Raw genomic sequence first — 24,732 nt, 5'->3', positions numbered from 1 at the left:
CGTCCTCGGGAGTCACTGGGCGCGGCGGGCCGCGCACCCTGCTGCCAGGGTATCGAGGAGGAACTCGGCCGCCGCCGTCGTCCGGGTCCCGCCTCGGCGCGGGGCCCAACGGCGTGCTCGCGAGGCGTGGGGCAGCGAGGTCCGCCCTCAGGCCGCCCGGCCGACCGGCCGCGCCGCGATTCCCACCGGGACGTCGCCGAGCAGGTACGCGTAACCGCACCCGGCGCAAGCCCACTCGGGGCACTCGCCGCGGTCGTCGGTGTGGCCGTCGGGGCAGGGCGGCTGCACGAACTCGCGGACGTCGTCGCACGTGGGGCAGGTCCACAGCCGGCCGTCCACTCCGGGACTCCTCTCGCCAGGTGGGACCGTTCCGTCCCGCTGGTCTGCGAACCTGGCACGGACCACCGACAGAACCGGGGACGGCGGGCTCAGCGCGGCGTGTCGGCGTCCGCCCCGACCCCCGACGGCACCGCCGGGAGGTCGGGCACCACGCCGCGGGCGGCGGCGGTCAGGGCGGACTCGATCCTGCCCCGGTGCTCGGGATCCAGCGGCGTGCCGTCCGGGGAGCACACGTAGAACGAGTCGACGGCGTCGCCGCCGAGCGTCTCCACCCGCGCCGAGGTCACGTCCAGCCCCTCGGCGGCCAGCGCGGCGGTCATCCGGTACAGGAGTCCCGCCCCGTCGGCGGCCCGCACCTCGACGATCCCGGCCGCGTCGCCGGAGACCTCGGCGTCGTGCCAGGAGATCCGCGGCGGCGCCGACCGCCCCGCGTCCTGCCGGTAGTCGGCCTCGCGCTGGCGCAGGCGCTCGGCCAGCGGCAGCGTCCCGTCGAGGGCGGCGCGGACGCCGTCGGCGAGCAGCTGCGGCACCGGCGCCCGGCCGAAGCGGGGCCGGACGGCGAACACCGCCGTCCCGTAGCCGTCGGTGACCGACAGCTTGGCCGCCCGCACGTCGAGCTGGTTGAGCGCCAGCACCCCGGCGCAGCAGCTGAGCATGCCGGGCCGGTCGGGCGCGCCGATGGTGACCTGCTGGCCGTCGGCGACGTCCTGGATGCCGACCGCCACCGCGCCGGACTCCCCGGTCGGACCGGCCGCCGCGACCACCTGCGGCGGGCTCGGCGACAGGACCGGCTCCGGCTCGGTCGCGACCGCCGCGCCGAGGCGGGCCTGCACGCGGGCGACCAGCGCCGCGACGAGGTGGGCCTTCCACGGCGACCAGGCCGACGCGCTGGTCGCCGCGCCGTCGGCCTGGGCCAGCGCGTGCAGCAGCTGCAGCACCGCGGGGTCGTGCCCGATGGTGGCCGCCACCCGGTCGACCGTCGCCGGGTCGTCGATGTCGCGCCGCGTCGCGGTGTCGGGCAGCAGCAGGTGGTGGCGCACCAGCGTCCCCAGGACGGCGACGTCGGGGGATGCGAAGCCCATCCGGGTGGCGATCCGGGCGGCCACCGGCTCGCCCGTGACGCTGTGGTCACCCGGCCAGCCCTTGCCGATGTCGTGCAGCAGCGCGGCGACCAGCAGCAGGTCGGGCCGGTCGACGTCGCGGGTGAGCTCGGCCGCCGCCGCGGCCGCCTCGACCAGGTGCCGGTCGACGGTGAACCGGTGCCACGGGTGCCGCTGCGGCAGCGAGCGGACCCGGTCCCACTCCGGCAGCAGCCGCGAGAGCAGACCCTCCTGGTCCAGCTGCTCGAGCACGGCCACCGCGGACCGGCCGCCGGCCAGCAGCCGCAGGAACGACCACCGCACCTCGGCGGGCCACGGCTCCGGCAGCGGCGCGGTGTGCACCGCGAGCACCTTGAGCGTGTACGGCGACAGCGGGAGGTCGGCGCGGGCGGCGGCGGCCGCCGCCCGGACGAGCAGGCCGGGATCGGCCGCCGGCTTCGCGTCGCGGGCGAGCACGACCTCGTCGCCCTGGCGGACGACGCCCTCGGCGAGCGGCTCGCGCCGCACCCGCCGGTAGCGCCCGCGCGGCCGGCGGACCAGCGCGGCCTCGACCCGCCGCCACGTCTCGTCGGCGACGAAGGCCAGCCGGCGGCCGGCGAGGCTGACCTCGCGCAGCAGGACGTCCTCGTCGGGCAGCCCGAGCGCCGCGGCGATCGGCCGCTGCTCCTGGCGCACCAGCACGTCACCCGCCCGGCCGGTGCGCCGGCGCAGCTCGTCGCGGACGTCGAGCAGGAAGGCGTAGCCCGCCTCGACCTCGGCGGGCGGCTCGTCGGCCAGCTGCGCGGCGGCCACGGCCCGCAGCACCTGCCCTTCCCGCAGTCCGCCGTAGGCCTCCTTGAGGTCCGGCTCGAGCAGGAAGGCGAGCTCGCCGACGACGCGGCCCCGATCGCGGCGCAGGTCGCGCAGGTGCGGCAGCAGCCGCGACGCCGACTGCCGCCAGCCGGCGAGGGTCGCCGACCGCAGGGCCCCCGCGAGCCCGGCATCCCCGGCCACGAACCGGGCGTCGAGCAGCCCGAGCCCGGCCTTGACGTCGGTGCCGGCCACCGCCACCGCCTCGGGGACCGACCGCACGGAGTGGTCCAGCCGCAGGCCGGCGTCCCAGATCGGGTACCACAGCGCGTCGGCGACGGCGGCGATCTCCGGGCGGTCGTCGTGCACCAGCACCAGGTCGAGGTCGCCGTGCGGCGCCGGCTCCCGGCGGCCGAGGCTGCCGACGGCGACGAGCGCGATGCCGTCGGTGCCGGTCCGCGGCGGCGGGCCGCCGCGGCGGCGGCGCGGTGGCGGGGTGCCGGCGACGGCGTCGTCGAGCAGCGTCGCGAGCCACCCGTCGAGCGCCGCGACGCGGTCGGCGCGGGTCATGCCCGGCAGGGCCGTCTGGTCCAGCACGTCTCCCCCTCGAGGTCGCCGTCCGGTCCCGGACGCCGGCCGGACGGCGCCGGCCGGGGTGGTGGACGGACCACCACCCCGGCCGGCGGAGCTCAGCGGGCCGAGAATCCGGCCCTCCTGCAGGGTCCCGCCGCGAGTGGCGGGGGGCGGGACGGCCCTCCTGCAAGGTCCCGCCGCGAGCCTGCGAGTGGCGGGGGGCAGGAGGGTCCTTTCAGAGGGCGTCGTCCCCGCGCTCACCGGTGCGGACGCGGACGATCTCGTCGATCGTGGTGACCCACACCTTCCCGTCGCCGATCTGCCCGGTGGAGGCGGACTCGACGACCGCGTCGACCACCCGGGCGGCGTCGAGCTCGCTGACGACGACCTCGATGCGCACCTTCGGCACGAAGTCGACCTGGTACTCCGCACCGCGGTAGACCTCGGTGTGGCCGCGCTGGCGGCCGAAGCCCTGCACCTCGCTGACGGTGAGCCCGGCGATGCCGATCAGCTCCAGAGCGTTCTTGACGTCGTCGAGCTTGAACGGCTTGACGATGGCGGTGACGAGCTTCATGCCCCGATCCCTTCCGTGTTGCGGGCCGTGCCGGCGGACGCGGCCCGTGCCTGGCCGGTGAGCGACGGGCCGGCGCTACCGCTGCCCCCGCCCAGGCTGGTGAAGTCGTACCCGGACTCCGCGTGCACGACGGTGTCGATGCCGGTCACCTCGTCCTCCTCCGGCAGGCGGAAGCCCATGGTCTTCTGGATGACGGTGCCGATGATCCAGGTGGCCACGAAGGAGACCGCCAGGACCGCCACCGCGCCGACGACCTGGCGCCACAGCTGGTCGACCCCGCCGCCGTAGAACAGCCCGCTCACCCCGGCCGGAGCGGCATCGGTGGCCAGGAAGCCGATCGCGATGGTGCCCCACAGCCCACCGACGAGGTGGACGCCGACCACGTCGAGCGAGTCGTCGTAGCCGAGCCGGTACTTCAGGCCGACGGCGAGCGCGCACAGGACGCCGGCGATCGCACCGACCACGATCGCGCCGACCGGTGAGACCGAGGAGCAGGCCGGCGTGATGGCGACCAGGCCGGCGACCACGCCGGACGCCGCGCCGAGGGAGGTGGCGTGCCCGTCGCGGATCTTCTCGGTGGCCAGCCAGCCCAGGGCCGCGGCACCGGTGGCGACGAGCGTGTTCACCCACGCGACGGCGGCGGCGTTGTTCGCGGCGACGGCAGAGCCGGCGTTGAAGCCGAACCAGCCGAACCACAGCAGGCCGGCACCGATCATCACCAGCGGCAGGTTGTGCGGCCGCATGGCCTCACGGCCGAAGCCGCGCCGCTTGCCGAGCACGAGGGCCAGCGCGAGGCCGGCGGCGCCGGCGTTGATGTGGACGGCGGTGCCACCGGCGAAGTCGATCGCGGCGAGGTTGTTGGCGATCCAGCCGCCGACGTGGGTGACCGCGCCGCTGTCGTCGGTGAGGGTGAAGTCGAACACCCAGTGGGCGATCGGGAAGTAGACGACGGTCGCCCAGACGCCGGCGAACACCATCCACGCGCCGAATTTCGCGCGGTCGGCGATCGCACCGCTGATGAGCGCCACGGTGATGATCGCGAAGACCGCCTGGAACCCGACGAAGGCCATCGCCGGCAGGCCGCCCTCCTCGCTGGTGAGGTCCTCCATCAGCCCGTTGAGGCCGAGGAACTCCACCGGGTTGCCGAGCAGGCCGGCACCGACGTCGTTGCCGAAGGCGATGGAGTAGCCGTAGAGCACCCAGAGCACGCTGATCAGCGCCAGCGCACCGAAGCTCATCATCATCATGTTCAGCACGCTCTTCGCGCGGACCATGCCGCCGTAGAAGAGCGCGAGGCCCGGGGTCATCAGCAGCACGAGGGCGGCGCTGGTGAGGATCCAGGCGGTGTCGCCGGTGTTGACCACGGCAACCTCCTGTCGGGGTCGTCGGCCTGCGGCCGCGTCGAGAGGCCCGGAAACGGGCTGGTGGGGTCGGCGACCACCGTGCCGTCCGACTGTTTCCGACGGCGGCACGCGCACGTTTCGGCGTCGTGAACTCCGCGCCGCGTGTCCCCGCCGCACGTTGCGTCCGTGTTGCGCGCCCCCCGGATCGCCGCTCGCCGCCCTCCGCGGCTGCGAACCACCTGCAGTTGCAAACGAGGTGCAATAAGCTCCGCGGGGTCCGACCGCGCATCCGCAGGAGGCAGCGTGCACGTCCCCGACGGGTTCCTCGACGTCCCGACCTCGGCGGCCACCGCAGCGCTGGCCGCCGGCACCGTGGCCGTCGCCCTCCGGCAGTCGCGCCGCGAGCTCGACGACCTCACCGCTCCCCTGGCCGGCCTGACCGCCTGCTTCGTCTTCGCGGTGCAGATGATGAACTTCCCCGTCGCGGCCGGGACCAGCGGCCACCTCATGGGCGGCGCGCTCACGGCGGCCCTGGTCGGTCCGTGGACGGCGGTCCTGTGCATGACGGTCGTGCTGCTGGTGCAGGCCGTCTTCTTCGCCGACGGCGGCCTGGTCGCGCTCGGCACCAACGTCGTCCTCGTCGGGCTGGTCACCGTCCTGGTGGGCTGGGGGCTGCTGCGTGCGACGACCGCCGTGTGGTCCCGGTCGCGCACGGCGGTGCTCGCCGGCGCAGGCCTGGGCGCCTTCCTGTCGGTGCCCGCGGCCGCGCTGGTGTTCACCGCGCTGTTCGCGGCCGGCGGGGTCGCCGACGTCCCGGTCGGCACGGTCGCGGCGTTCATGACCGGCGTCCACGGCCTGATCGGTCTGGGCGAGGCGGCGATCACCGTGGCGGTGCTCGGCGCGGTCGTGGCGGTGCGGCCGGACCTGGTGCGCGGCGCCCGGCACCTGGCCCGGACGGGGCTGGCGCCGCGCACCGACACCGGGCGCACCGACACCGTGCGCACCGACACCGTGCGCACCGACACCGGGCGGCTCGACCCGACCGGGAGCGCACGGTGAGCCGCCGTCCCCGCACGCGCACCGTCTGGCTCGTCGGCGTCGCCGTCGCGCTGCTGGTCGCCGGCGTCGCCAGCTGGTACGCCAGCGGCTCCCCCGACGGGCTGGAGTGGGCCGCCGGACGGGCGGGCTTCCTCGGCACGGCGGAGGACAGCGCCGCCGCCGGGTCGCCGCTGGCCGACTACTCCGTCCGCGGGGTGGACGGCGGCCGGCTGTCCGGCGGCCTGGCCGGGGTCGCCGGCGTGCTGGTGACCCTGGTGCTGGCCGGCGGTCTGGCGCTGCTGCTGCGTCGCCGCGGCGACCGCACCCCCCGGCGCTGACGTGGCCGCGGTCGGCCTGCTCGGGCCCGGCACCGGCACCGGGTCCGGCGCGAGCCCGGTGCACCGGCTGGCGGCGCACCCGAAGCTGGTCGCCGTCCTCGCGTTCGCGCTGGTCGTCGTGGCGACCCCGGTGCACGCGGCCTGGGCGCCGGCCGCCTACGCCGGCTACCTGCTGCTCGTGCTCACCGCCGCCGCGGTGGCGCGCGTCCGGCCGGCCCGGCTGGCCCGGGGCCTGCTGGTCGAGCTGCCGTTCGTGGCCTTCGCGCTGCTGCTGCCGTTCGTCTCCCGCGGGCCGCGGGTCGAGGTGCTCGGCCTGGCCTTGTCGGCCGACGGGCTGGCCGTCGGCGGCGGCATCCTGGCGAAGGCCACGCTCTCGGTGCTCGCCGCCACCGTGCTGGCCGCGACGACCGAGCCGCGGGCGCTGCTGCGCGGGCTGGAGCGGCTGCGCCTGCCGCCGCTGCTGGTGCAGATCCTGTCGTTCATGATCCGCTACGCCGACGTGGTGGCCGGCGAGCTGCGCCGGATGCGGGTGGCCCGCGAGTCGCGCGGCTTCCGCGGCCGCCACCTCGGCGCGCTGCGGGTGCTCGGCCCGGCGGTCGGTGCGCTGTTCGTCCGCTCCTTCGAGCGCGGCGAGCGGGTGCACCTGGCGATGCTGTCGCGGGGCTACGCCGGCCGGCTCCCCGGCGGCTCGTCCGAGGCGGTGCCCGCGCGGCAGTGGTGGACGGCGCTGGCCCTGCCGCTGGGCGCGGCCGCCGCCCTCCTCACCGGCGCACTGCTCGGGTGAGCGCTCCCCCGTCGTCGCCGAGCGATCGGCCCGTCCCGTCCCTGCTCGTCGAGGACCTGGCCTTCGCCTACCCCGACGGCCACCAGGCCCTCTTCGGTGTCGACCTGCGCATCGAGCGGGGCGAGCGGGTGGCGCTGCTCGGGCCCAACGGGGCCGGCAAGACCACCCTGGTCCTGCACCTCAACGGCATCCTGCAGGCCGGCCGCGGCCGGGTGGAGGTCGCCGGCCTGCCCGTCGCGAAGCCCGCGCTGCGGGAGATCCGCCGCCGCGTGGGCATCGTCTTCCAGGACCCCGACGACCAGCTGTTCATGCCGACCGTCGGCGAGGACGTGGCCTTCGGTCCGCGCAACCTCGGGCTGCCGGAGGCCGAGGTCGCCGCGCGGGTGGCCGAGGCGCTCGACCGGGTGGGCATGGCCGGGGTCGCCGACCGGCCGCCGCACCACCTGTCGTTCGGCCAGCGCCGCCGCGTCGCCGTCGCCACCGTGCTGTCGATGCACCCGGAGATCCTGGTGCTCGACGAGCCGTCGTCCAACCTGGACCCGGCCGGGCGGCGGGAGCTGGCCGAGGTGCTCGACGCGCTGCCGGTGACCCTGCTGATGGTCACGCACGACCTGCCCTACGCCCTGCAGCTGTGCCCGCGCTCGGTGGTCCTCGACCGCGGGACCGTGGTGGCCGACGGGCCGACGCGCGCGCTGCTCGCCGACGCCGACCTGCTCACCGCCCACCGGCTCGAGCTGCCCTACGGGTTCGACCCGACCCGGACCTGAGGACGCGTCCGGTCGGCCCGTCCCGGGCCTGCCCCGGGCGGGGAGGCCGGAGCTCCCTCCTCAGGCGGCCGCGGCGTCCGCCCCGCCGACCAGCGCCTCGGCGAAGGCCCGTGGCTCGAACGGGGCCAGGTCGTCGGGGCCCTCCCCCAGGCCGACCAGCTTGACCGGGATGCCGAGCTCCCGCTGCACGGAGACGACGATGCCGCCCTTCGCCGTCCCGTCGAGCTTGGTGAGGACGACGCCGGTGACGTCGACCGCCTCGGTGAAGACGCGGGCCTGGACGACGCCGTTCTGCCCCGTGGTCGCGTCGAGCACGAGCAGCACCTCGGTGACCGGGGACTGCTTCTCCACGACCCGCTTGACCTTGCCGAGCTCGTCCATCAGGCCCGCCTTGGTGTGCAGCCGGCCGGCGGTGTCGATGACGACCGTGTCGGCCTCCCCTTCGATGCCGGTGCGCACCGCCTCGAAGGCGACCGACGCCGGGTCACCGCCCTCGCGCCCGCGGACGGTGAGGACGCCGACCCGCTCCCCCCAGGTCTCGAGCTGGTCGGCGGCCGCGGCGCGGAACGTGTCGGCCGCGCCGAGCACCACGCTGTGCCCGTCTCCGACGAGCACGCGGGCGAGCTTGCCGACCGTGGTCGTCTTGCCGGCCCCGTTGACGCCCACCACGAGGACGACGCCGGGGCGGCCCTCGCGACGCCGCGTGCCCAGGCGCCGGTCGAGGTCGGGACCGAGCACCGTGGCCAGCTCCTGGACCAGCAGCTCGCGCAGCTCGGTGCCGGACGCGGTGGCCAGGACCATCGACTGGGTGCGCAGCCGGTCGACGATGTGCTGCGTCGCGGCGACGCCGACGTCGGCGGCCAGCAGCGTCTCCTCGATCTCCTCCCAGTCGTCCTCGGTGAGCCGCTCGCGGGCGAGCACGGTGAGCAGCCCGCGGCCGAGCGAGGACTGGGAGCGGGCCAGCCGGGACCGCAGCCGGACGAGCCGGCCGGCCGACGGCGGCGGGGTCTCGAGGACCAGTCCGGGCTCGGGCTCGGCCGGCGGCAGCTCGACCGGCGCCTCCGCCGGTGGAGCCACCGGCGGCTCGACGGCCGGGGGCTCGAGCAGCCCGGACGCCGTCGCGCCGGAGCCCCGGTCGGCCTGCTCGTCCCCGGTCGTCGGCGGGCGCGGCCGCGTCAGCGTCGTGCCGGCGGCGGCGTCCTCGTCGAGCCGGGTGGTCCGGCGCCCGCGCCCCACCAGCAGGCCGGCGACGGCGATGAGGGCGACGAGCAGGATCGCGATCGCGATCAGCACGAACTCCATGCCGCCGATCCTCCCAGCCGGCCCCTCCCCGCCGGACCGCGCGTGGGACGCGGGCGTTTGCGAGGTCGATGGGCCAGGCTGGGCGCCATGAACCCCTCCGAGGAGGCGGCGCGGGGACCGGACCCGGCGCTGCGTCTGGGCCCGCTGCTGCGGCACGTCGACCCCGTGTCCGCCACCATCTGGGTGGAGACCGACCGGTCGTGCACCGTCGAGGTGCTCGGCCGCCGCGCCCGCACGTTCTGCGTCGGTGGGCACCACTTCGCCCTGGTCGTGGTGGAGGGGTTGGCACCCGGCAGCACCACGCCCTACGAGGTGCACCTCGACGGCCGCCGGGTCTGGCCCGAGGAGCACGACCCGTTCCCGGCCTGCCGGATCCGCACGCCAGGAGGGCCCGGCCCGTTCCGCCTGGCCTTCGGCTCCTGCCGCTACGCCACGCGCGGCAGCGTCGAGGCGGACGCGAAGATCCCACCCGACGCCCTGGACAGCTACGCGACGCAGATGGCGACGCGGCCGGAGGGCGAATGGCCCGACGCGCTGGTGATGCTCGGCGACCAGGTCTACGCCGACGCGCTGACCCCCGGCACCAAGCGGTGGCTGGCGCGCCGCCGCGACCTCGACCGGGCGCCCGGCGAGCAGGCGGCGAACTTCGAGGAGTACACGCGGCTCTACGCCGAGTCCTGGAGCGATCCGCAGGTCCGCTGGCTGCTGTCGACGATCCCGTCGTCGATGATCTTCGACGACCACGAGATGATCGACGACTGGAACACCTCGGCGGCCTGGCGGCAGAAGATGCTGGGCAAGGAGTGGTGGTCCGACCGCATCCTCGGCGGTCTGATCAGCTACTGGGTCTACCAGCACCTGGGCAACCTCAGCCCGGACGAGCTGGCGCAGAACAAGACCTGGCAGGCCGTGCTGGGCCTGCCCGAGGACGACGACGACGCCGAGCCGCTGCTGCGGGACATGGCCGAGCGCGCCGACGCCGAACCGACGACCGTCCGCTGGAGCTTCGTGCGGCACTGGGGCCCGACCCGGCTGATCATGATCGACAGCCGCGCCGGCCGGGTGCTCGAGGAGAGGCAGCGGGCGATGCTCGACGACGAGGAGTTCGCGTGGGTCGAGGCGGCGATGCGCAACGCCGTCGGCGACGGCGTGGAGCACCTCGTCCTCGGCACCTCGCTGCCGTGGCTGCTGCCGCACGCCGTCCACAACATCGAGCGCTGGAACGAGACCCTCAAGCAGCGGCACGTCGGCGGCCCCCTCGGCGCGCTGGCGGAGCTCCTGCGCCAGGCCGCCGACCTGGAGCACTGGTCGGCGTTCCACGACTCCTTCGAACGGCTCGGCCGGGCCCTGCTGTCGGTGGCCCGCGGCGAGCACGGACGGCCGCCGGCGACGGCACTGGTGCTCTCCGGAGACGTCCACCACGCCTACTGCGCCGAGCTGGTGCGTCCCGACGGCCTGAGCAGCCGGGTGCACCAGCTGACCGTCTCACCGCTGCACAACCAGGCGCCGCACCCCATCAAGGTCGGCTTCCGGATCGGCTGGAGCCGCTGGGCCCGGCGCCTGACCGACGGGGTGGGTCGGCTGGCGAGGGTCGAACCGACCTCGCTGGAGTGGGAGAAGCAGGCGGGCCCGTACTTCGGCAACGAGATCGGCGAGCTGGTGCTCGACGGCCGCCAGGCCAGGTTCCTGCTGTACGCCACGGGCCGGGACGGGCAGGGCCGCGACGAATGGCGCCAGGTGGCGGACATGGAGCTCGCCCCGGCCTGACAGGCTGGAGGGGTGCGCGACGTCCCCCAGCCCACCCCCGGAGGAGGCCCGGCGCCGAAGCCGGCCCCGGGCCCCGGCCAGCCGCCGATCCCGGTCCGGCTGGCCTGCTTCAACATCCACCACGGGGTGGGCCCCGACGGCCGGCACGACCTCCCGCGGCTGGCCTCGCTGCTGCAGTCCCTGGACGCCGACGTCCTCTGCCTGCAGGAGGTCGACCGGCACTTCGGGCCGCGCAGCGAGGACGTCGACCAGGCGACGCTGCTCGCGCGCGCGCTGGACGTGCAGCTGGCGTGGGGCCCGGCCATCGACGAGCCGCGTCCCGACGGCGGCCCGCGGAAGCAGTACGGCAACGCGCTGCTCTCCCGGCTGCCGATCCTGGTCAGCGACGTGCACCGGCTCCCCGGCGGCGGGGAGCCGCGGTGCGCCCTGCGCACGCTCGTGGAGCTCGACGGTGCCGCGCTGTGGGTCACCAACACCCACCTGAGCACCGGCGCACCCGAGCGGCGCGCGGCGCAGGTGGCGGCGGTGGCCGCGCTGCACACCGAACCGATGGACACCGGCGTGGTCGTCGGGGACTTCAACACCGTGCCCGACGCCCCCGAGCTCGCCCCGCTGCGCGAGCGCTTCACCGACGCCTGGGACCTGGCGCGGTCCCGCGGCGACCGGTCCGGCTGGCGGTTCTGGCACCGCGACGAGGGGCTGACGTTCCCGTCCCGCGCGCCGCACCGGCGCATCGACCACGTGTGGGTCTCCGACGGCGTCGCGGTCACGGCGGCGCACGTCGTCGGCGCCGCCGGGGCCTCCGACCACCTGCCCGTCGTCGTCGACCTCGAGGTCCGCAGCGGCGTCTGACCCCGGCGCTCGGCCACCGACCCGGTGCAGGGAAGACGGGGTCCGGACAGCCGACCGGGGTCCGTCGTCCCTGCAGGCGGGTCCGAGGAGGGGGCCCCCGCTCAGGCGGTCTCGAGCTCGCGGAGCCGCTGGCTGATCACGCCGGTGATGCCGTCGCCGCGCATGCTCACGCCGTACAGCGCGTCGGCGATCTCCATGGTGCGCTTCTGGTGGGTGATGACGATCAGCTGGGACGTGGCGCGCAGCTCGCCGATCAGGGTGAGCAGCCGGCCGAGGTTGACGTCGTCCAGCGCCGCCTCGACCTCGTCGAGCACGTAGAACGGCGAGGGTCGGGCGCGGAAGATCGCGACCAGCAGGGCCACCGCGGTCAGCGAGCGCTCGCCGCCCGAGAGCAGCGACAGCCGCTTGACCTTCTTGCCCGGCGGCCGCGCCTCCACCTCGACGCCGGTGGTGAGCATCGAGTCGGGATCGGTGAGCACCAGCCGCCCGGAACCGCCGGGGAACAGCGTGGCGAAGACCGTCTCGAACTCGCGGGCGACGTCGGCGAACGCGGCGGAGAACACGTCGTGGATGCGGTCGTCGACCTCGCGGACGACGGTGAGCAGGTCGCGGCGGGTGGCCCGGAGGTCCTCGAGCTGGGTGGCCAGGAAGGTCTGCCGCTCCTCCAGCGCGGCGAACTCCTCCAGCGCCAGCGGGTTGACCTTGCCCAGGGCGGCCAGGTCGCGCTCGGCCCGGGCAGCCCGCTGCTCCTGGACGGCGCGGTCGTACGGCACCGCCGCGGGGGCCGGCTCGTCGGCGGCCTCGGCCGCGGCCACCTGCTGGGCGCCCGGCGGCACCGGGGCGGCGGGTCCGTACTCGGCGAGCAGCGTGGCCCGGTCGACGCCGAACTCCTCGGCCGCGCGGGCCTCCAGGGCCTCGATGCGGTACCGCTGCTCCGCGCGGGCGACCTCGTCGCGGTGGACCTCGTCGGTGAGCCGGTCCAGCTCGGCGGTCGCGGCGCGCACGCGGGCGCGCACGTCGAGCAGCTCGGCCTCCTGGGCGCTGCGGGCGGCGGCGAGCTCGTCCCGCTCGGCCGCGGCCCGGGTGAGCGAGGTCCCCACGGCCGCCAGCGCCCGCTCGGCGTCGGCACGCACCCGCGCCGCCACGGCGGCTCCGCGCTCCCGCGCGGCCCGCGCGGCCGCCGCCCGCTCCCGCGCGGCCCGCTCCTGCCGCGCCTGCCGGCGCAGCGACTCGGCGCGGCCGTGCAGGGCCCGGGCGCGCTCCTCGGCGGTGCGGACGGCGAGCCGTGCCTCGGTCTCCACCTGCCGGGCGGCCGCCACCTCGGCGCGCAGCCGGTCGCGGTCCTCCGTCGGCGGCTCCTCCTCCACCGGTGCGGCCTGCGCCGCGGCGAGCCGGGCCTCCAGCTCCGCGAAACCGGCCAGCGCCACCTCGAGCGCCTGCTCGGCCCGCACCCGGGCAGCGGCGGACCGCTCGGCCTCCGCCGCCGCCGACCGGGCGGCGGCGCCCAGCTCGGCGAGCGCGGCGGCGGCGGCGGAGCGGGTGCGGTCGGCGGTCTGCCGGGCGGCCAGTGCGGCGTCGACGTCGGCGGAGCGCTCGCGGGCGGCGACCCGGGCGGCGGCGAGCCGGTCGGCCAGCTGCGCGGCGCGGGCCGCGGCGGCCGCGAGCTCGCCGTCGGCCTCCTCGACGCGGGCGCGGACCTCCAGGTGCGAGGGCCGCTCGCGCTGCCCACCGACGACCCAGTCGGATCCGACGAGGTCACCGGCCGCCGTCACCGCGCGGACCCGCGGGTGGACACCCACCAGCCGGGCGGCGGCGGCCAGGTCGGGCACGAGCGCGACCCGGTCGAGCGCGCGGGCCAGCGCCGGGCGCAGCGGCTCGGGGGCGTCGACGGCGTCCAGGGCCCAGCGCAGGCCCTCGGGGAGGTCCGGCCAGCCGTCCCGGGGCACCGGGGGGAGCCCCGCGGTGACCAGCAGCCCGGCGCGGCCGCCGTCGACGTCGACCAGGTGGCGCAGGACGTCGGCGGCCTCGGGCACCCCGGAGACGACGACCGCGTCGGCCATCCCGCCCAGCGCCGCGGCCACCGCCACCTCGTCGCCGGGGGCGACGGTCAGCTGGTCGGCGACCGGACCGACCACGCCGTCGAGGTCGGCGGACAGGACCGTCGCCGCCCCGTCGTCCGGGGCCAGGCCGAGCGCCAGCGCCTCGCGGCGGGCCTGCCACGAGGCACGGTCCCGCTCGGCGGCCCGCTCGGCCTCGGTGAGCTCCGTGACCGCGCGGGCGGCGGCGGCCGAGGCGGCGAGGGCCTCCTCGTGCGCGGCGACGAGGGCCAGGTCGGCGTCCTCCTGCTCGCCGGCGGCGTCGCGGCGCTGCGCCAATCGATCGGCCGCGACCTCGGCGCGGTCGGTGGCCTCGCCGGCGGCCAGCGCCAGCCGCTCGACCTCGGCGCGACCCGCGACGGCGCGCGACCGGGCCGCCTCGACCGACCCGGACAGCCGGGCGAGCTCCTCCCGGCGGTCGGCCAGCGCGCGGGCGGCGGCCACCCAGGCCTTCTCGGCCGCCGCGAGGCCGGTCTCCAGCTCGCCGCGGTCCCGCACGGCGGCGGTCAGCCGGGCACGCTCGGCGTCCAGCCCGGCCGCGAGCTCGCCCTCGGTGGCGGCGACGCGGTCGGCCTCGGCGTCCAGCTGGTCGGGGTCGCGGCCGGGTGCCGCCGCGGCCGGCGCGGCGGCGGACAGGTGCCGGTGCCGCTCGGCGGCGAGCTGGCCGGTCCCCCGGAACCGCTCGGCCAGGGCGGACAACCGGTACCAGGTGTCCGACGCGGTCTGCAGCCGTGGCGCGCCGTCGGCCAGCTCCCGCTCCAGCTCGGCCTCGCGCCGGGAGGCCTCGGCCAGCTCGCCCTCGACCGCCGCCCGCCGCTGCCGCGCCGCGGCCTCGTCGGCGACGTCCCGGTCGAGGGCCTCCCGCAGCTGCACGAGGTCGTCGGCGAGCAACCGCAGCCGGGCGTCGCGGAGGTCGGCCTGCACCGACGCGGCGCGGCGGGCCACCTCGGCCTGCTTGCCCAGGGGCTTGAGCTGGCGGCGCAGCTCGGTGGTGAGGTCGGCCAGCCGGTCGAGGTTGGCCTGCATCGCGTCGAGCTTGCGGAGCGCCTTCTCCTTGCGCTTGCGGTGCTTGAGGACGCCGGCGGCCTCCTCGACGAAGGCGCGGCGGTCCTCCGGGCGGCCGGAGAGGACGGCGTCGAGCTGCCCCTGCCCGACGATGACGTGCATCTCCCGGCCGATGCCCGCGTCGCTGAGCAGCTCCTGGACGTCGAGGAGCCGGACCTTGTCGCCGTTGAGCTCGTACTCGCTCTCGCCGGAGCGGTACATCCGGCGGGTGATCGACACCTCGGTGTAGTCGATCGGCAGGGCGCCGTCGGTGTTGTCGATGGTGAGGGTGACCTCGGCCCGGCCGAGCGGCGGGCGCCCGGCCGTGCCGGCGAAGACGACGTCCTCCATCTTGCCGCCGCGCAGGCTCTTGGCGCCCTGTTCGCCCAGGACCCAGGCGATGGCGTCGACGACGTTGGACTTGCCCGAGCCGTTGGGGCCGACCACGGCGGTGATGCCCGGTTCGAGCCGGAGCGTGGTCGCGGACGCGAAGGACTTGAAGCCCTTCAGCGTCAGGCTGGACAGGTGCACGGATCAGGCACGGTACCGGACGGAGCGGTCCGTTCCGCGCAACCGCGGGGCATCCGTGCAGCGTGGTGCGGGGGTGACAGGTCGGCGGCGTCCGTCACAGGGCGCCGCGGCGTCACGCGATGCCGCCGGCGGACCTCCGCGCCTCGGACCACGCCCCGCTCGCTGCTCCCGAGGCGGCCGAGGCGGCCGTCACGCCAGGGCGGGCTCGGCCTTCTCGCCGGCGTAGGCCAGCAGCTCGTGGGCGATGGCGGCGTCCCGTTCGGCGCGCAGCTGCTCGAGCTCGCGCTCCAGGCGACGCACCCGGGCGCGGAGGACGGCGTTCTCCTCGGCTACTCGGAGCTCCGCGGGTGCGACGACGTGACCGAACAGGGCCTTGGCCATGGCGGAAGCGGCCTTTCCGACGACGTGAGGTGAGCCCGACGCCCCGGTCGACGGGTCGGCGTGGGCTGTGGTACCTCCAGGGTGACAGGCCTGGACGTGCAGGTCAACGCGGGGACCGGCGTGCTGCTGTGTCCGGGGGATGTCGTCTTCGTCACTCCGTGGTGAACCCGCGCACCCCGCGCGCCGGCTCGTCCCGCTGCTGCACGTCGCGGACGGCGCCCGGGGCGTCCGGGCCGCTCAGCGCGCCGACCGTCGCGCGGACGAGGTCCTCCGGTCCCTCGAGGACGACCTCGACTCGGCCGTCGGGGAGGTTGCGCGCGGTGCCCGACAGCCCGGCGGCCTCGGCGCGCTGCCGGGCGAACCACCGGTAGCCCACGCCCTGGACGACGCCGTCGACCAGGGCGACCACCCGGACGACGCCGCTGCTCCCGCTCACGGGGCCCGCCGGCGGGGCGGCGGCTGGCAGCGCGGGCAGCTGTAGCTCGAGCGGTTCATGAACGACTCCCGTCGGATCGGGGTCCCGCAGCGAGGGCACGGCCGGTCGGCCTGACCGTAGACGGCGAGGAAGCGGGAGAAGTAGCCGCTCTGCCCGTTGACGTCGACGTACAGCGAGTCGAACGAGGTGCCGCCTTGGGCGAGGGCCTCCCCCAGCACGTCCCGGACGCCCTCGAGCAGGTCGTGCACCTGCGCGCGGGTCAGCCGGTCGGTCGGCCGGCTGCCGTGCAGCCGCGCCCGCCAGAGCGCCTCGTCGGCGTAGATGTTGCCGACGCCGCCGATCAGCGTCTGGTCCAGCAGCGCCCGCTTGACCTCGGTCCGCCGCCGGCGGAGGGCGGCGCTGAAGGCGGCCGCGTCGAAGGAGCCGTCGAGCGGGTCGATGGCGATGTGCGCCAGTCGGTGCGGCAGCGCTCCGCCGGGACCGGCCTCCTCGACCGCGAGCCCACCGAAGGTGCGCTGGTCGACGAAGCGCAGCTCGCGACCGCCGTCGGAGAAGGTGACGCGGGCGCGCAAGTGGGTCTCGTCCGGCGTCGACGGTTTCTCGACGAGCAGCTGCCCGCTCATCCCGAGGTGGGCGACGAGCGCGGTGCCCGTGGCGGTGCCGGCCGGGCCGTCCCCGGGTTCGGCGAGCGGCAGCCAGAGGTACTTGCCGCGGCGGCGGGCCGCGGTGAGGGTGCGGCCGGTCAGCTGTGCCACGAAGGAGTCGGCGCCCTCGAGGTGGCGGCGGACCGCGCGCGGGTGGCGGACCTCGACGGAGGCGATGGTGCGGCCGGCGACCCAGCGCTCCAGGCCGCGCCGGACGACTTCGACCTCGGGCAGCTCGGGCACGTCAGCGTGGGGCGGCCGGCCCCGCGGCGGGCGCGTCGGCCGACAGCGTCCGCCAGGCCGCCTCGGCGGCGACCTGCTCGGCGGCCTTCTTGGTGCGGCCGGTGCCGGTCCCGTAGACGGTGCCGGACAGCAGCACGGCCGCGGTGAAGGTCTTGGCGTGGTCGGGACCGTCGTCCTCGATCGCGTAGGTGGGCGCACCGAGACCCCGGGCGGCGCCCAGCTCCTGGAGGCTGGTCTTCCAGTCCAGGCCGGCCCCGCGGGTGGCGGCCTCGGCCAGCAGCGGGTCGAAGAGCCGGTGCACGAGGTCACCGGCGACCGACAGCCCGAGGCCGAGGTGCACGGCGCCGAGCAGCGCCTCGAGGGCGTCGGCGAGGATGGAGTCCTTCTCCCGGCCGCCGGTCGCCTCCTCGCCCCGGCCGAGCAGCAGGTGCGGGCCGATCCCCCCGGCGCCGAGGCGGCGGGCGACGCCGGCCAGCGAGGCCATGTTCACCACGGACGCGCGCAGCTTGGCCAGCTGCCCCTCGGGCAGGTCGGGCTGGCTGCGGTAGAGCTCGTCGGTGACGACCAGGCCGAGCACGGAGTCGCCGAGGAATTCCAGCCGCTCGTTGGTGGGCACCCCGCCGTTCTCGTAGGACCACGACCGGTGGGTCAGCGCGAGCGCGAGCAGGCCGCCCGGCAGCGCGACGCCGAGGGCGTCGAGCAGCCAGGCGGCCGCGCGGGAGGCGTGCTCCGGACCGGCCGGCGAGTGCGGTTCGGCCGGGACGACGTCGTCCGGGGGCGCGGTCACGTCCCGGATCGGCGCGGAGCCGGGGATCGTGCGGACCGGCGTCGTGGCGATCAGACCGAGAGGACCTGGCGACCGGCGTGCTGGCCGCAGTTCGGGCAGGCCTGGTGCGGCGGCTTCAGCTGGCCGCAGGCCCGGTTGGGGCAGGGCGACAGCGTCGGGGCGGTGGCCTTCCACTGCGACCGGCGGGAGCGGGTGTTGCTGCGCGACATGCGCCGCTTCGGGACGGCCACGGTCAGTTCTCCTCGGATCGGTTGTCCCCGCCGGAGGCGTCCGGCGAGGGGGGGACGCGGGCGGCGAGCCCGGCCCAGCGGGGGTCGAGCTGGTCGTGCGAGTGGTCGGGCGGCAGGTCGTCGAGCCGCTGGCCGCAGTCGGCGCACAGGCCCGCGCACTCGTCGGTGCACAACGGGGCCAGCGGCAGGGCGAGGACGACGGCGTCGCGGACCATCGGCTCGAGGTCGATCCGCTCGCCCTCGACGAGCCGGACCTCGTCCTCCTCGCTGGTGGCCTCGGTGGTGCTGCCCTCGTAGGCGAACAACTCCTGCACGTCGAGGACCAGCGAGTCCTCGATCGCGTCGAGGCAGCGGGCGCAGGACCCGGTGACGGGGACGTCGACCTCGCCGGAGACGAGCACGCCCTCCATGACCGACTCCAGCCGCAGGTCCAGCCGCACCTCACCCCCCTCGGGGACGCCGATCAGCTCGACCCCCCATCCGGGGGGTGCCGGCAGCGTGCGCTCCAGCTGCTGCATCGACCCGGCGCAGCGGCCGAGCTCGCGCAGCTCGACGACCCACGGGTGGGGCCCGGCGCGCCGGGCGCCGGCCGGCCGCGCGCCGGACGCGGCGCTGTCGGACCGGCGGGCGCCCGACGGCACACCCCGGGGACGCCGCGCGTCGGAGGGCGCGGCGCCGGGGCGGTGCGGAGAAGCGGCAGGCATGTCGGTACTCGCGGTCGGGAGCGGGGGTGGTCGGCCGGGACGGGGCGCCACCGGCGGTCGGACCGGTTGCCGAGACTACCCGATCGCCCTCCCCGGTCGCCGTGGCGGGCGGACGCCGGGGACGGGCCGGACCCCGCAGCCCGCCGGATCAGCCGTCGCGCAGCGTGCTGCGGGCCGCCTCGACCGACCGCAGCATCCGCTCGAGCGTCGCGCCGAAGTCGGCCAGCCGGGTGTCGACGTACTCGTCGACCTCCGCGCGCATGCGGGCGACCTCGGTCTGGGTCTGCGCGCCCAGCTCGTCGGCCTGGATCAGCGCCCGCTGGTACACCTCGGTCTCGGTGACCAGGCGCTCGTGCTCGGCCCGCGCCTCGGCGATCAGCGCGTCACGGCGGCGGCGGCCCTCGGCGACCAGCCGGCCGGCCTCCTCCTCGGCCTCGGCCAGCAGCCGCTCCGCCTCGCCCTGCGCCGACGTCAGCAGCTCGTCGCGCTGACGGCGGGCGGTGCCGAGGATCTCCTCGCGCTGGCGGCGCGCCTGGGCGACCAGCTGCTCGCTCTCGCCGCGGGTGCGGCCGGCGATCCGCTCGGCCTCCTCCTGCGCCTGCTGCAGGATCTCGGTGCGCTGCTCGACGATTGCGCCGGCCGCCTGCACGTCCTCGGGCAGCGACTCCCGCAGGTCGTCGAGCAGGTCGAGCAGGTGGTCGCGGGGCACCATGCAGGAGCCGGACATGGGCACGCTGCGGGCGTTCTCGATGACCGTGGACAGCTCGTCGACGGTCTCGTACAGCCGGTAGACGACCTCCGTCACGGCCCCTCCCCCGCCGCCCCGGACCGGTCGCGGGCGGCCAGCAGCCGCTCCAGGACCGCCTTGGGCACCAGCCGGGACACGTCGCCACCGAAGCCGGCGATCTGCTTGATCAGGCTGGAGGACAGGTGACCGACCTGCGGCGCGGTCGGCACGAACAGCGTCTCGATCCCGGCCAGCTCGCGGTTCATCTGCGCCATCTGCAGCTCGTACTCGAAGTCGCTGACCGCGCGCAGGCCCTTGACGATCACCGGCACGTCGTGCGCCCGGCAGTAGTCGACGAGCAGGCCGGAGAAGCTGTCCACGCGCACGTTGGGCAGGTCGGCGACGGCGTCGCGGAGCAGCTCCATGCGCTCCTCGACCCCGAACAGCCCGGCCTTGCCGGGGTTGACCAGGACGGCGACGACCAGCTCGTCGTACAGCGCCGCCGCCCGCGTGATCACGTCGACGTGACCGTTGGTGACCGGGTCGAACGAACCCGGGCAGACGGCACGCCTCACGGGGAGCGACCGTACCGGAGCACGGCCTCCCCGTAGCGGCGCTCGCGCAACCCGGAGAGCGGTGTCGGCCACTCCCACGGCGGCTCGCGGCTGGAACGCTCGACCACGACGACCGCCGCGGGCGCCAGCCAGCCGCCGCGGGTCAGCCCCGCCAGCACGCCGAGCACCTCCGCGGCCGGCGTGGCGTACGGCGGGTCGGCGAGGACGAGGTCGAACGGCCCGGGCGGCGGGCCGGCGACGTACTCCGGGACCGAGCGGGCCACCACCCGGCCGCCGGGCAGGCCGACCGCGGCCAGGTTGGCCCGCAGCACCGGCAGCACCCGTGGCGCGTTCTCGACGAAGACGGCCGCCACCGCGCCGCGGGACAGCGCCTCCAGGCCCAGCGCGCCGGAGCCGGCGTACAGGTCGAGCACGCGGGCGCCCTCGAGGTCGAGCAGGGTGCCCAGGCTGTTGAAGAGGGCCTCGCGGGCCCGGTCGCCCGTGGGCCGCACCCCGGCGGGCGGCACCCGCAAGCGCCGGCCGCCGGCCAGCCCCGCGATCAGCCGGGTCATGCCTTCTCGAGCCAGTCCGCCCGCTCGTCGAGGTTGAGCGCGGCGACCTCCGCGGCCAGGCCGGGGTGGTCGGCCAGGCCGCGCTCGCCGGCCAGCAGCGCGGTGGCCTCGGCGCGGGCGGCGGCGATCAGCTCCTCGTCCTCCAGCAGCGACAGCATCCGCACCGTGGACTGCCGTCCCGACTGGGCGGCGCCGAGCACGTCGCCCTCGCGCCGGGTCTCCAAGTCCAGGCGGGCGAGCTCGAAGCCGTCGGAGGTGGCGGCGACCGCGGCCAGCCGCTGCCCGGACGGCGAGCCCTCCGACGCCTCGGTGACCAGCAGGCACAGGCCGCGGTGCCGGCCCCGGGCGACCCGGCCGCGGAGCTGGTGCAGCTGGCTGACGCCGAAGCGCTCGGCGTCCATGACCACCATCACGGTTGCGTTGGGCACGTCGACCCCCACCTCGATGACCGTGGTGGAGACCAGCACGTCGGTCTCCCCGGCGGCGAACGCGCGCATGCGCGCGTCCTTCTCGTCCGGCGCCAGGCGGCCGTGCAGGACGTCGAGCCGCAGGCCGGCGAGCGGGCCCTCGCGGAGCTGCTCGGCGACGTCGAGGACGGCCAGCGGCGGGCGCCGGTCGTCACCGCCGTCGGCCGGGGCGCCGTCTGCGTCGTCGGGCGCGTCGTCGGCGTCGGCCCCCTCGCCGATCCGGGGGCACACGACGTAGGCCTGCCGCCCGGCGGAGACCTCCTCCCGCAGCCGCTCCCAGGCCCGGTCGAGCCAGGCCGGCCTGTCCGACACCGGGACGACGGAGGTCGCCACGCCGCCGCGGCCGCCGGGCAGCTGGCGCAGCGTGGAGACCTCCAGGTCGCCGTAGACGGTCATCGCGACGGTGCGCGGGATCGGCGTCGCGGTCATGACCAGCACGTGCGGCGGTCGGTCGCCCTTGGCGCGCAGGGCGTCGCGCTGCTCGACGCCGAACCGGTGCTGCTCGTCGACGACGACCAGGCCGAGGTCGGCGAACTCGACACCCTCCTGGAGCAGCGCGTGCGTGCCGACGACGATGCCGGCCCGGCCCTCGGCGACGTCGGCCCGGCCCTCCCGGCGGGCGGCGGCCCTCTGCGAGCCGGTGAGCAGGACGACCCGGGTGCCCGCGGGGTCGCCATCGAGCTCGCCGGCCCGGCCGAGCGGGCCGAGCAGCGCGCGGATGCCCCGCACGTGCTGGGCCGCGAGCACCTCGGTCGGCGCGAGCAGCGCCGCCTGGCCCCCGGCGTCGACCACCTGGGCCATCGCGCGCAGGGCGACCACCGTCTTGCCGGCCCCCACCTCTCCCTGCAGCAACCGGTGCATCGGCTGCTCCCGGTCGAGCTCGGCGGCCAGCTGCTCGCCCACCTCGCGCTGGCCGTCGGTGAGGGCGAAGGGCAGCCGGGCGTCGACGGCGTCGAGCAGGCCGCCGGCCCGCCGGGGGCGGGCGACGCCCGGTTCCAGCGCGGCGGCGCGGCGGCGGGCGGCGAGGGTGAGCTGGAGAACCAGCGCCTCGTCCCACTTGAGCCGCTCGCGGGCACGGGCGACGTCCTCGGTCGAGGTGGGGCGGTGGATGTCGAGCAGGGCGGCGGCGAGCGGCAGCAGCCCGTGGCGGGTGCGGACCTCCTCGGGCAGCGGGTCGTCGACGAGGGAGCCGAGGCGGCCCTCGGGGCCGAGCAGCGTCCGCAGCGAGCGCTGCACCACCCAGCTCGAGACCTCCTTGCTCGCCGGGTAGATCGGGATGAGCGCGCGCGCCCACTCGTCGTCGTCGGCGGCGTCGCGGTCGTCGAGCAGGTGCATGTCGGGGTGGGTGAACTGCAGCTGGCCCTTGTACGTGCTCACCGTGCCCGCGAACAGCCCCCAGGCACCCGGGACCAGCTTGCCGTGCTTGTGGCTGAAGAAGACCAGCCGCATGCGGCCCCGGCCGTCGCCGACGGTGACCTCGGTGAGCGTGCCCTTGCGGTTGCGCATGCGCCGCGACTCGACGCTGCGGATCTGCGCCAGCACGGTGACCCGGTCGCCCACCTCGAGACTGGTGAGGTCGGCCATCTCGCCGCGCCTCGCGTACCGGCGCGGGTAGTGCCGGAGCAGGTCGCGGACGGTGCGCAGCCCGAGCGACTCGGCCATGGGCCCGGCCGTCCGCGCGCCGAGCACCCGGTCGAGCGGGGTCTCCAGGCTCACGGTCACTCGACGCCCACCTGCAGCGGGACGCCGGGCGGGCCCCCGTCGTAGCGGGTGACCTCGACGGTGGGGTGCGCGCGGGCGAGGTGCGCGCAGACCGCGTTCCCGAGCGCGGGGTGGCCGACGACGAGGGTGACCAGCTCGCCGCCGGCCCCGAGCAGCCGGTCGAGCAGGTCGCAGGCGACGGCGTCGAGCGCCGGGCCGATGACCACGACGTCGCCCTCGACGAGACCGAGCACGTCGCCGGAGCGGCAGCGGCCCGCGGAGGTCAGCGCCTCGTGCCGGGCGACCAGTATCTCGGCCCAGCGGGTTGCGGCGGCCGCCTCGGCCATCGCGACGACGTCGTCGGCGAAGCGGCGGCCCGGGTCGGCGACGGCGACAGCCGCCAGCCCCTGCACGGCGGCACGGGTGGGGACGACGACGACGTCGCGCCCGGTCTCCCGCGCCCGCTCGGCAGCGGTGGCGGCGACCGCGGTGAGGGCCTCGTCGTTGGGGAGGACGACGACGTCCCGCGCCGCCGAGGCGAGCACCGCCCGCACCACGTCGTCCTCGGTGATCCCGGACGGGCCGCAGGGGACCGCCCGCACGCCCTCGCCGGAGAACAGCGCGGCGAGGCCGTCGCCCGGGACGACGGCGACCACGGCACGGCGCCCGGCGACCGGCTCGGCCGGGCGGACCGGGGCCAGCGGCGAGACGGTGATGCGGTAGGGCCGCCCGGCCTCGATGCCGGCCTCGATGACCGCACCGACGTCGGCGGCGTGCACGTGCACGTTCCACGCGCGGCCGGCGGGCGTGTCGACGCCGACGACCACCAGGCTGTCGCCGAGCCGGGCGAGCCGCTCCTGCAACCGCGCGACGGCGGCCTCGTCGGTGTCGGTGAGCAGGTACTGCACCTCGCTGCCGGGACCAGCGGGCGGCTGGTGCGGGCGGTCGGCGGCGGCGCGGCGGGCCCGCCGGCGCTGGAGCGGCGGGCGGGCGGGCTCGACGCCGGTGACCGTGGTGACCAGCGCGTCGAGGACCACGCAGAGACCGGCGCCGCCGGCGTCGACCACCCCGGCGGCCCGCAGCACGTCGAGCTGGTCGACGGTGCCCTCCAGCGCGGCACGGGCACCGTCGGCCGCCGCGCGGACGACCTCGTCGAGCCCGGTGCGGCCGGCGTCGACCGCGGCGCCGGCGGCGTCGGCGCCCGCGCGGGCGACCGTGAGGAAGGTGCCCTCCTCGGGGTCGGCGACCGCGGTGTAGGCGCCGGCGGCGGCCTTCTGCATCGCGGCGGCGACCGCGGGTCCGTCGGCCGGCGGTTGGTCGGCGAGCTGGTCGGCCATGCCGCGCACGAGCTCGGCGAGGAGGGTGCCGGAGTTGCCGCGGGCGCCGAGGACGGCCCCGCGGGCGACCAGCGCCCAGGCCGGCTCGCCGGTCTCCGCGTCGAGCGCGTCGCGCGCGGCCTCGACGGTGAGCAGCAGGTTGGTGCCGGTGTCGCCGTCGGGCACCGGGAAGACGTTGAGGTCGTCGAGGCGCGCGCGACCCGCGGACAGCGCGGTGACCGCGGCCCGGCACCACGCGCCGACCGCGGCGTCGTCCAGCGCCGGCAGCACGGGCGGAGGTTACCCGGCGGGGACGACCGACCCGGGCCGCGCGCGTTGCCCGCCGGGCGGGCGGCGGCAGCCCGGCCCGGCAGGCAGGGCCGCGAGGGCGGGTGACCACGCGAGCGGTTAGACTGCTGGGCGGTCCTGACGCGGGTGTCCGTCTGCCCCGCCGTCCGTGAGCGAAACCCTAGGAGTGATCCACCGTGGCTGCCGTGTGCGATGTCTGTGGCAAGAGGCCGAGTTTCGGCATGTCGGTGTCGCACTCGCACCGGCGGACGTCGCGCCGCTGGAACCCGAACATCCAGTCCGTGCGGGCGCTGGTCGCCCCCGGCAACCGCAAGCGCATCCACGCCTGCACCTCGTGCATCCGGGCGGGCAAGGTCGTCCGCGCCTGAGGGAGGACCACCCTTCCCCACGCCTCCGGCCGCCTCCGGCCACCGGTCCCGACGGC

General features: G+C 76.7%; 24 protein-coding genes. 7 read left to right on the top strand and 17 right to left on the bottom strand.

The window, feature by feature from the left end:
* Positions 1-147 precede the first annotated feature (147 nt).
* The 4 genes from OF117_RS06215 to OF117_RS06200 form a co-directional block, all read right to left on the bottom strand.
* Positions 148-339 (bottom strand): hypothetical protein, encoded by a 192-nt coding sequence (locus OF117_RS06215; protein ID WP_263551935.1) that lies wholly within the window; start codon positions 337-339, stop codon positions 148-150.
* Between the two features lie 89 nt (positions 340-428).
* Complete coding sequence (locus tag OF117_RS06210; RefSeq protein WP_263551934.1) at positions 429-2,825, bottom strand: [protein-PII] uridylyltransferase; 2,397 nt, start codon at positions 2,823-2,825, stop codon at positions 429-431.
* Between the two features lie 211 nt (positions 2,826-3,036).
* Positions 3,037-3,375 (bottom strand): P-II family nitrogen regulator, encoded by a 339-nt coding sequence (locus OF117_RS06205; protein ID WP_263551933.1) that lies wholly within the window; start codon positions 3,373-3,375, stop codon positions 3,037-3,039.
* Positions 3,372-4,739, bottom strand: a complete 1,368-nt coding sequence (locus OF117_RS06200) for an ammonium transporter (protein ID WP_263551932.1) — start codon at positions 4,737-4,739, stop codon at positions 3,372-3,374. Before OF117_RS06200 ends, OF117_RS06205 begins: the two co-directional genes overlap by 4 nt.
* Before the next feature lie 282 nt (positions 4,740-5,021).
* On the opposite strand from OF117_RS06200, the gene OF117_RS06195 reads away from it, so the two are divergent.
* The 4 genes from OF117_RS06195 to OF117_RS06180 are packed head-to-tail and all read left to right on the top strand — an operon-like array spanning position 5,022 to position 7,645.
* Entirely contained in the window at positions 5,022-5,777 is a 756-nt protein-coding gene (locus OF117_RS06195; protein ID WP_263551931.1) for an energy-coupling factor ABC transporter permease, read from the top strand.
* On the top strand, positions 5,774-6,094 hold the full coding sequence (locus tag OF117_RS06190) for a PDGLE domain-containing protein (protein WP_263551930.1): 321 nt from the start codon (positions 5,774-5,776) through the stop codon (positions 6,092-6,094). The genes OF117_RS06195 and OF117_RS06190 overlap by 4 nt, the downstream gene beginning before the upstream one ends.
* Before the next feature lies 1 nt (position 6,095).
* On the top strand, positions 6,096-6,878 hold the full coding sequence (gene cbiQ / locus OF117_RS06185) for a cobalt ECF transporter T component CbiQ (RefSeq protein WP_263551929.1): 783 nt from the start codon (positions 6,096-6,098) through the stop codon (positions 6,876-6,878).
* Positions 6,875-7,645 carry an energy-coupling factor ABC transporter ATP-binding protein gene (locus OF117_RS06180; protein WP_263551928.1) on the top strand — a complete coding sequence of 257 codons (771 nt, stop codon included), beginning with the start codon at positions 6,875-6,877 and terminating at the stop codon, positions 7,643-7,645. Before cbiQ ends, OF117_RS06180 begins: the two co-directional genes overlap by 4 nt.
* Before the next feature lie 60 nt (positions 7,646-7,705).
* Here the strand turns inward: OF117_RS06180 and ftsY are convergent, their stop codons facing one another.
* Entirely contained in the window at positions 7,706-8,947 is a 1,242-nt protein-coding gene (ftsY, locus tag OF117_RS06175) for a signal recognition particle-docking protein FtsY (RefSeq protein WP_263551927.1), read from the bottom strand.
* 87 nt (positions 8,948-9,034) lie between these two features.
* On the opposite strand from ftsY, the gene OF117_RS06170 reads away from it, so the two are divergent.
* Together OF117_RS06170 and OF117_RS06165 are read left to right on the top strand one after the other, a co-directional pair.
* Entirely contained in the window at positions 9,035-10,714 is a 1,680-nt protein-coding gene (locus OF117_RS06170; protein WP_263551926.1) for an alkaline phosphatase D family protein, read from the top strand.
* 12 nt (positions 10,715-10,726) lie between these two features.
* Positions 10,727-11,566 (top strand): endonuclease/exonuclease/phosphatase family protein, encoded by an 840-nt coding sequence (locus OF117_RS06165; RefSeq protein ID WP_263551925.1) that lies wholly within the window; start codon positions 10,727-10,729, stop codon positions 11,564-11,566.
* Between the two features lie 101 nt (positions 11,567-11,667).
* On the opposite strand, the gene smc is transcribed toward OF117_RS06165, so the two are convergent.
* The 12 genes from smc to OF117_RS06105 form a co-directional block, all read right to left on the bottom strand.
* Entirely contained in the window at positions 11,668-15,237 is a 3,570-nt protein-coding gene (smc, locus tag OF117_RS06160; protein ID WP_263551924.1) for a chromosome segregation protein SMC, read from the bottom strand.
* 189 nt (positions 15,238-15,426) lie between these two features.
* A complete protein-coding gene (locus OF117_RS06155; protein ID WP_263551923.1) occupies positions 15,427-15,618 on the bottom strand; it encodes a hypothetical protein in 192 nt (63 codons plus the stop codon).
* Positions 15,619-15,769: 151 nt separating this feature from the next.
* Positions 15,770-16,054, bottom strand: a complete 285-nt coding sequence (locus OF117_RS06150) for an acylphosphatase (protein WP_263551922.1) — start codon at positions 16,052-16,054, stop codon at positions 15,770-15,772.
* A complete protein-coding gene (gene mutM, locus OF117_RS06145) occupies positions 16,051-16,941 on the bottom strand; it encodes a bifunctional DNA-formamidopyrimidine glycosylase/DNA-(apurinic or apyrimidinic site) lyase (protein ID WP_263551921.1) in 891 nt (296 codons plus the stop codon). The genes OF117_RS06150 and mutM overlap by 4 nt, the downstream gene beginning before the upstream one ends.
* A 1-nt stretch (position 16,942) precedes the next feature.
* Entirely contained in the window at positions 16,943-17,728 is a 786-nt protein-coding gene (gene rnc, locus OF117_RS06140; RefSeq protein WP_263551920.1) for a ribonuclease III, read from the bottom strand.
* A gap of 50 nt (positions 17,729-17,778) precedes the next feature.
* On the bottom strand, positions 17,779-17,958 hold the full coding sequence (gene rpmF, locus OF117_RS06135; RefSeq protein WP_263551919.1) for a 50S ribosomal protein L32: 180 nt from the start codon (positions 17,956-17,958) through the stop codon (positions 17,779-17,781).
* A 2-nt stretch (positions 17,959-17,960) separates the two neighbouring features.
* Entirely contained in the window at positions 17,961-18,662 is a 702-nt protein-coding gene (locus OF117_RS06130) for a YceD family protein (RefSeq protein WP_263551918.1), read from the bottom strand.
* A gap of 148 nt (positions 18,663-18,810) precedes the next feature.
* Positions 18,811-19,467 carry a hypothetical protein gene (locus tag OF117_RS06125; RefSeq protein WP_263551917.1) on the bottom strand — a complete coding sequence of 219 codons (657 nt, stop codon included), beginning with the start codon at positions 19,465-19,467 and terminating at the stop codon, positions 18,811-18,813.
* Positions 19,464-19,964, bottom strand: a complete 501-nt coding sequence (gene coaD, locus OF117_RS06120; RefSeq protein WP_263551916.1) for a pantetheine-phosphate adenylyltransferase — start codon at positions 19,962-19,964, stop codon at positions 19,464-19,466. The genes OF117_RS06125 and coaD overlap by 4 nt, the downstream gene beginning before the upstream one ends.
* Positions 19,961-20,515, bottom strand: a complete 555-nt coding sequence (gene rsmD / locus OF117_RS06115) for a 16S rRNA (guanine(966)-N(2))-methyltransferase RsmD (RefSeq protein ID WP_263551915.1) — start codon at positions 20,513-20,515, stop codon at positions 19,961-19,963. Before rsmD ends, coaD begins: the two co-directional genes overlap by 4 nt.
* Positions 20,512-22,704, bottom strand: coding sequence for an ATP-dependent DNA helicase RecG (recG, locus tag OF117_RS06110; RefSeq protein ID WP_263551914.1), 2,193 nt, complete (start codon positions 22,702-22,704; stop codon positions 20,512-20,514). The genes rsmD and recG overlap by 4 nt, the downstream gene beginning before the upstream one ends.
* Positions 22,701-24,290 carry a DAK2 domain-containing protein gene (locus OF117_RS06105; protein WP_263551913.1) on the bottom strand — a complete coding sequence of 530 codons (1,590 nt, stop codon included), beginning with the start codon at positions 24,288-24,290 and terminating at the stop codon, positions 22,701-22,703. The genes recG and OF117_RS06105 overlap by 4 nt, the downstream gene beginning before the upstream one ends.
* 194 nt (positions 24,291-24,484) lie before the next feature.
* Between OF117_RS06105 and rpmB the strand changes: the two genes are divergently transcribed.
* The gene (rpmB, locus tag OF117_RS06100) at positions 24,485-24,676 is read left to right on the top strand and encodes a 50S ribosomal protein L28 (RefSeq protein WP_263551912.1); all 192 of its coding nucleotides are present in this window, start codon (positions 24,485-24,487) and stop codon (positions 24,674-24,676) included.
* Positions 24,677-24,732 lie beyond the last annotated feature (56 nt).

Source organism: Geodermatophilus sp. YIM 151500, from assembly GCF_025716945.1.
GTDB lineage: Bacteria > Actinomycetota > Actinomycetes > Mycobacteriales > Geodermatophilaceae > YIM-151500.
The sequence above is the reverse complement of the archived record's forward strand: the minus strand, read 5'-3'. Positions and strand labels throughout refer to the sequence as shown.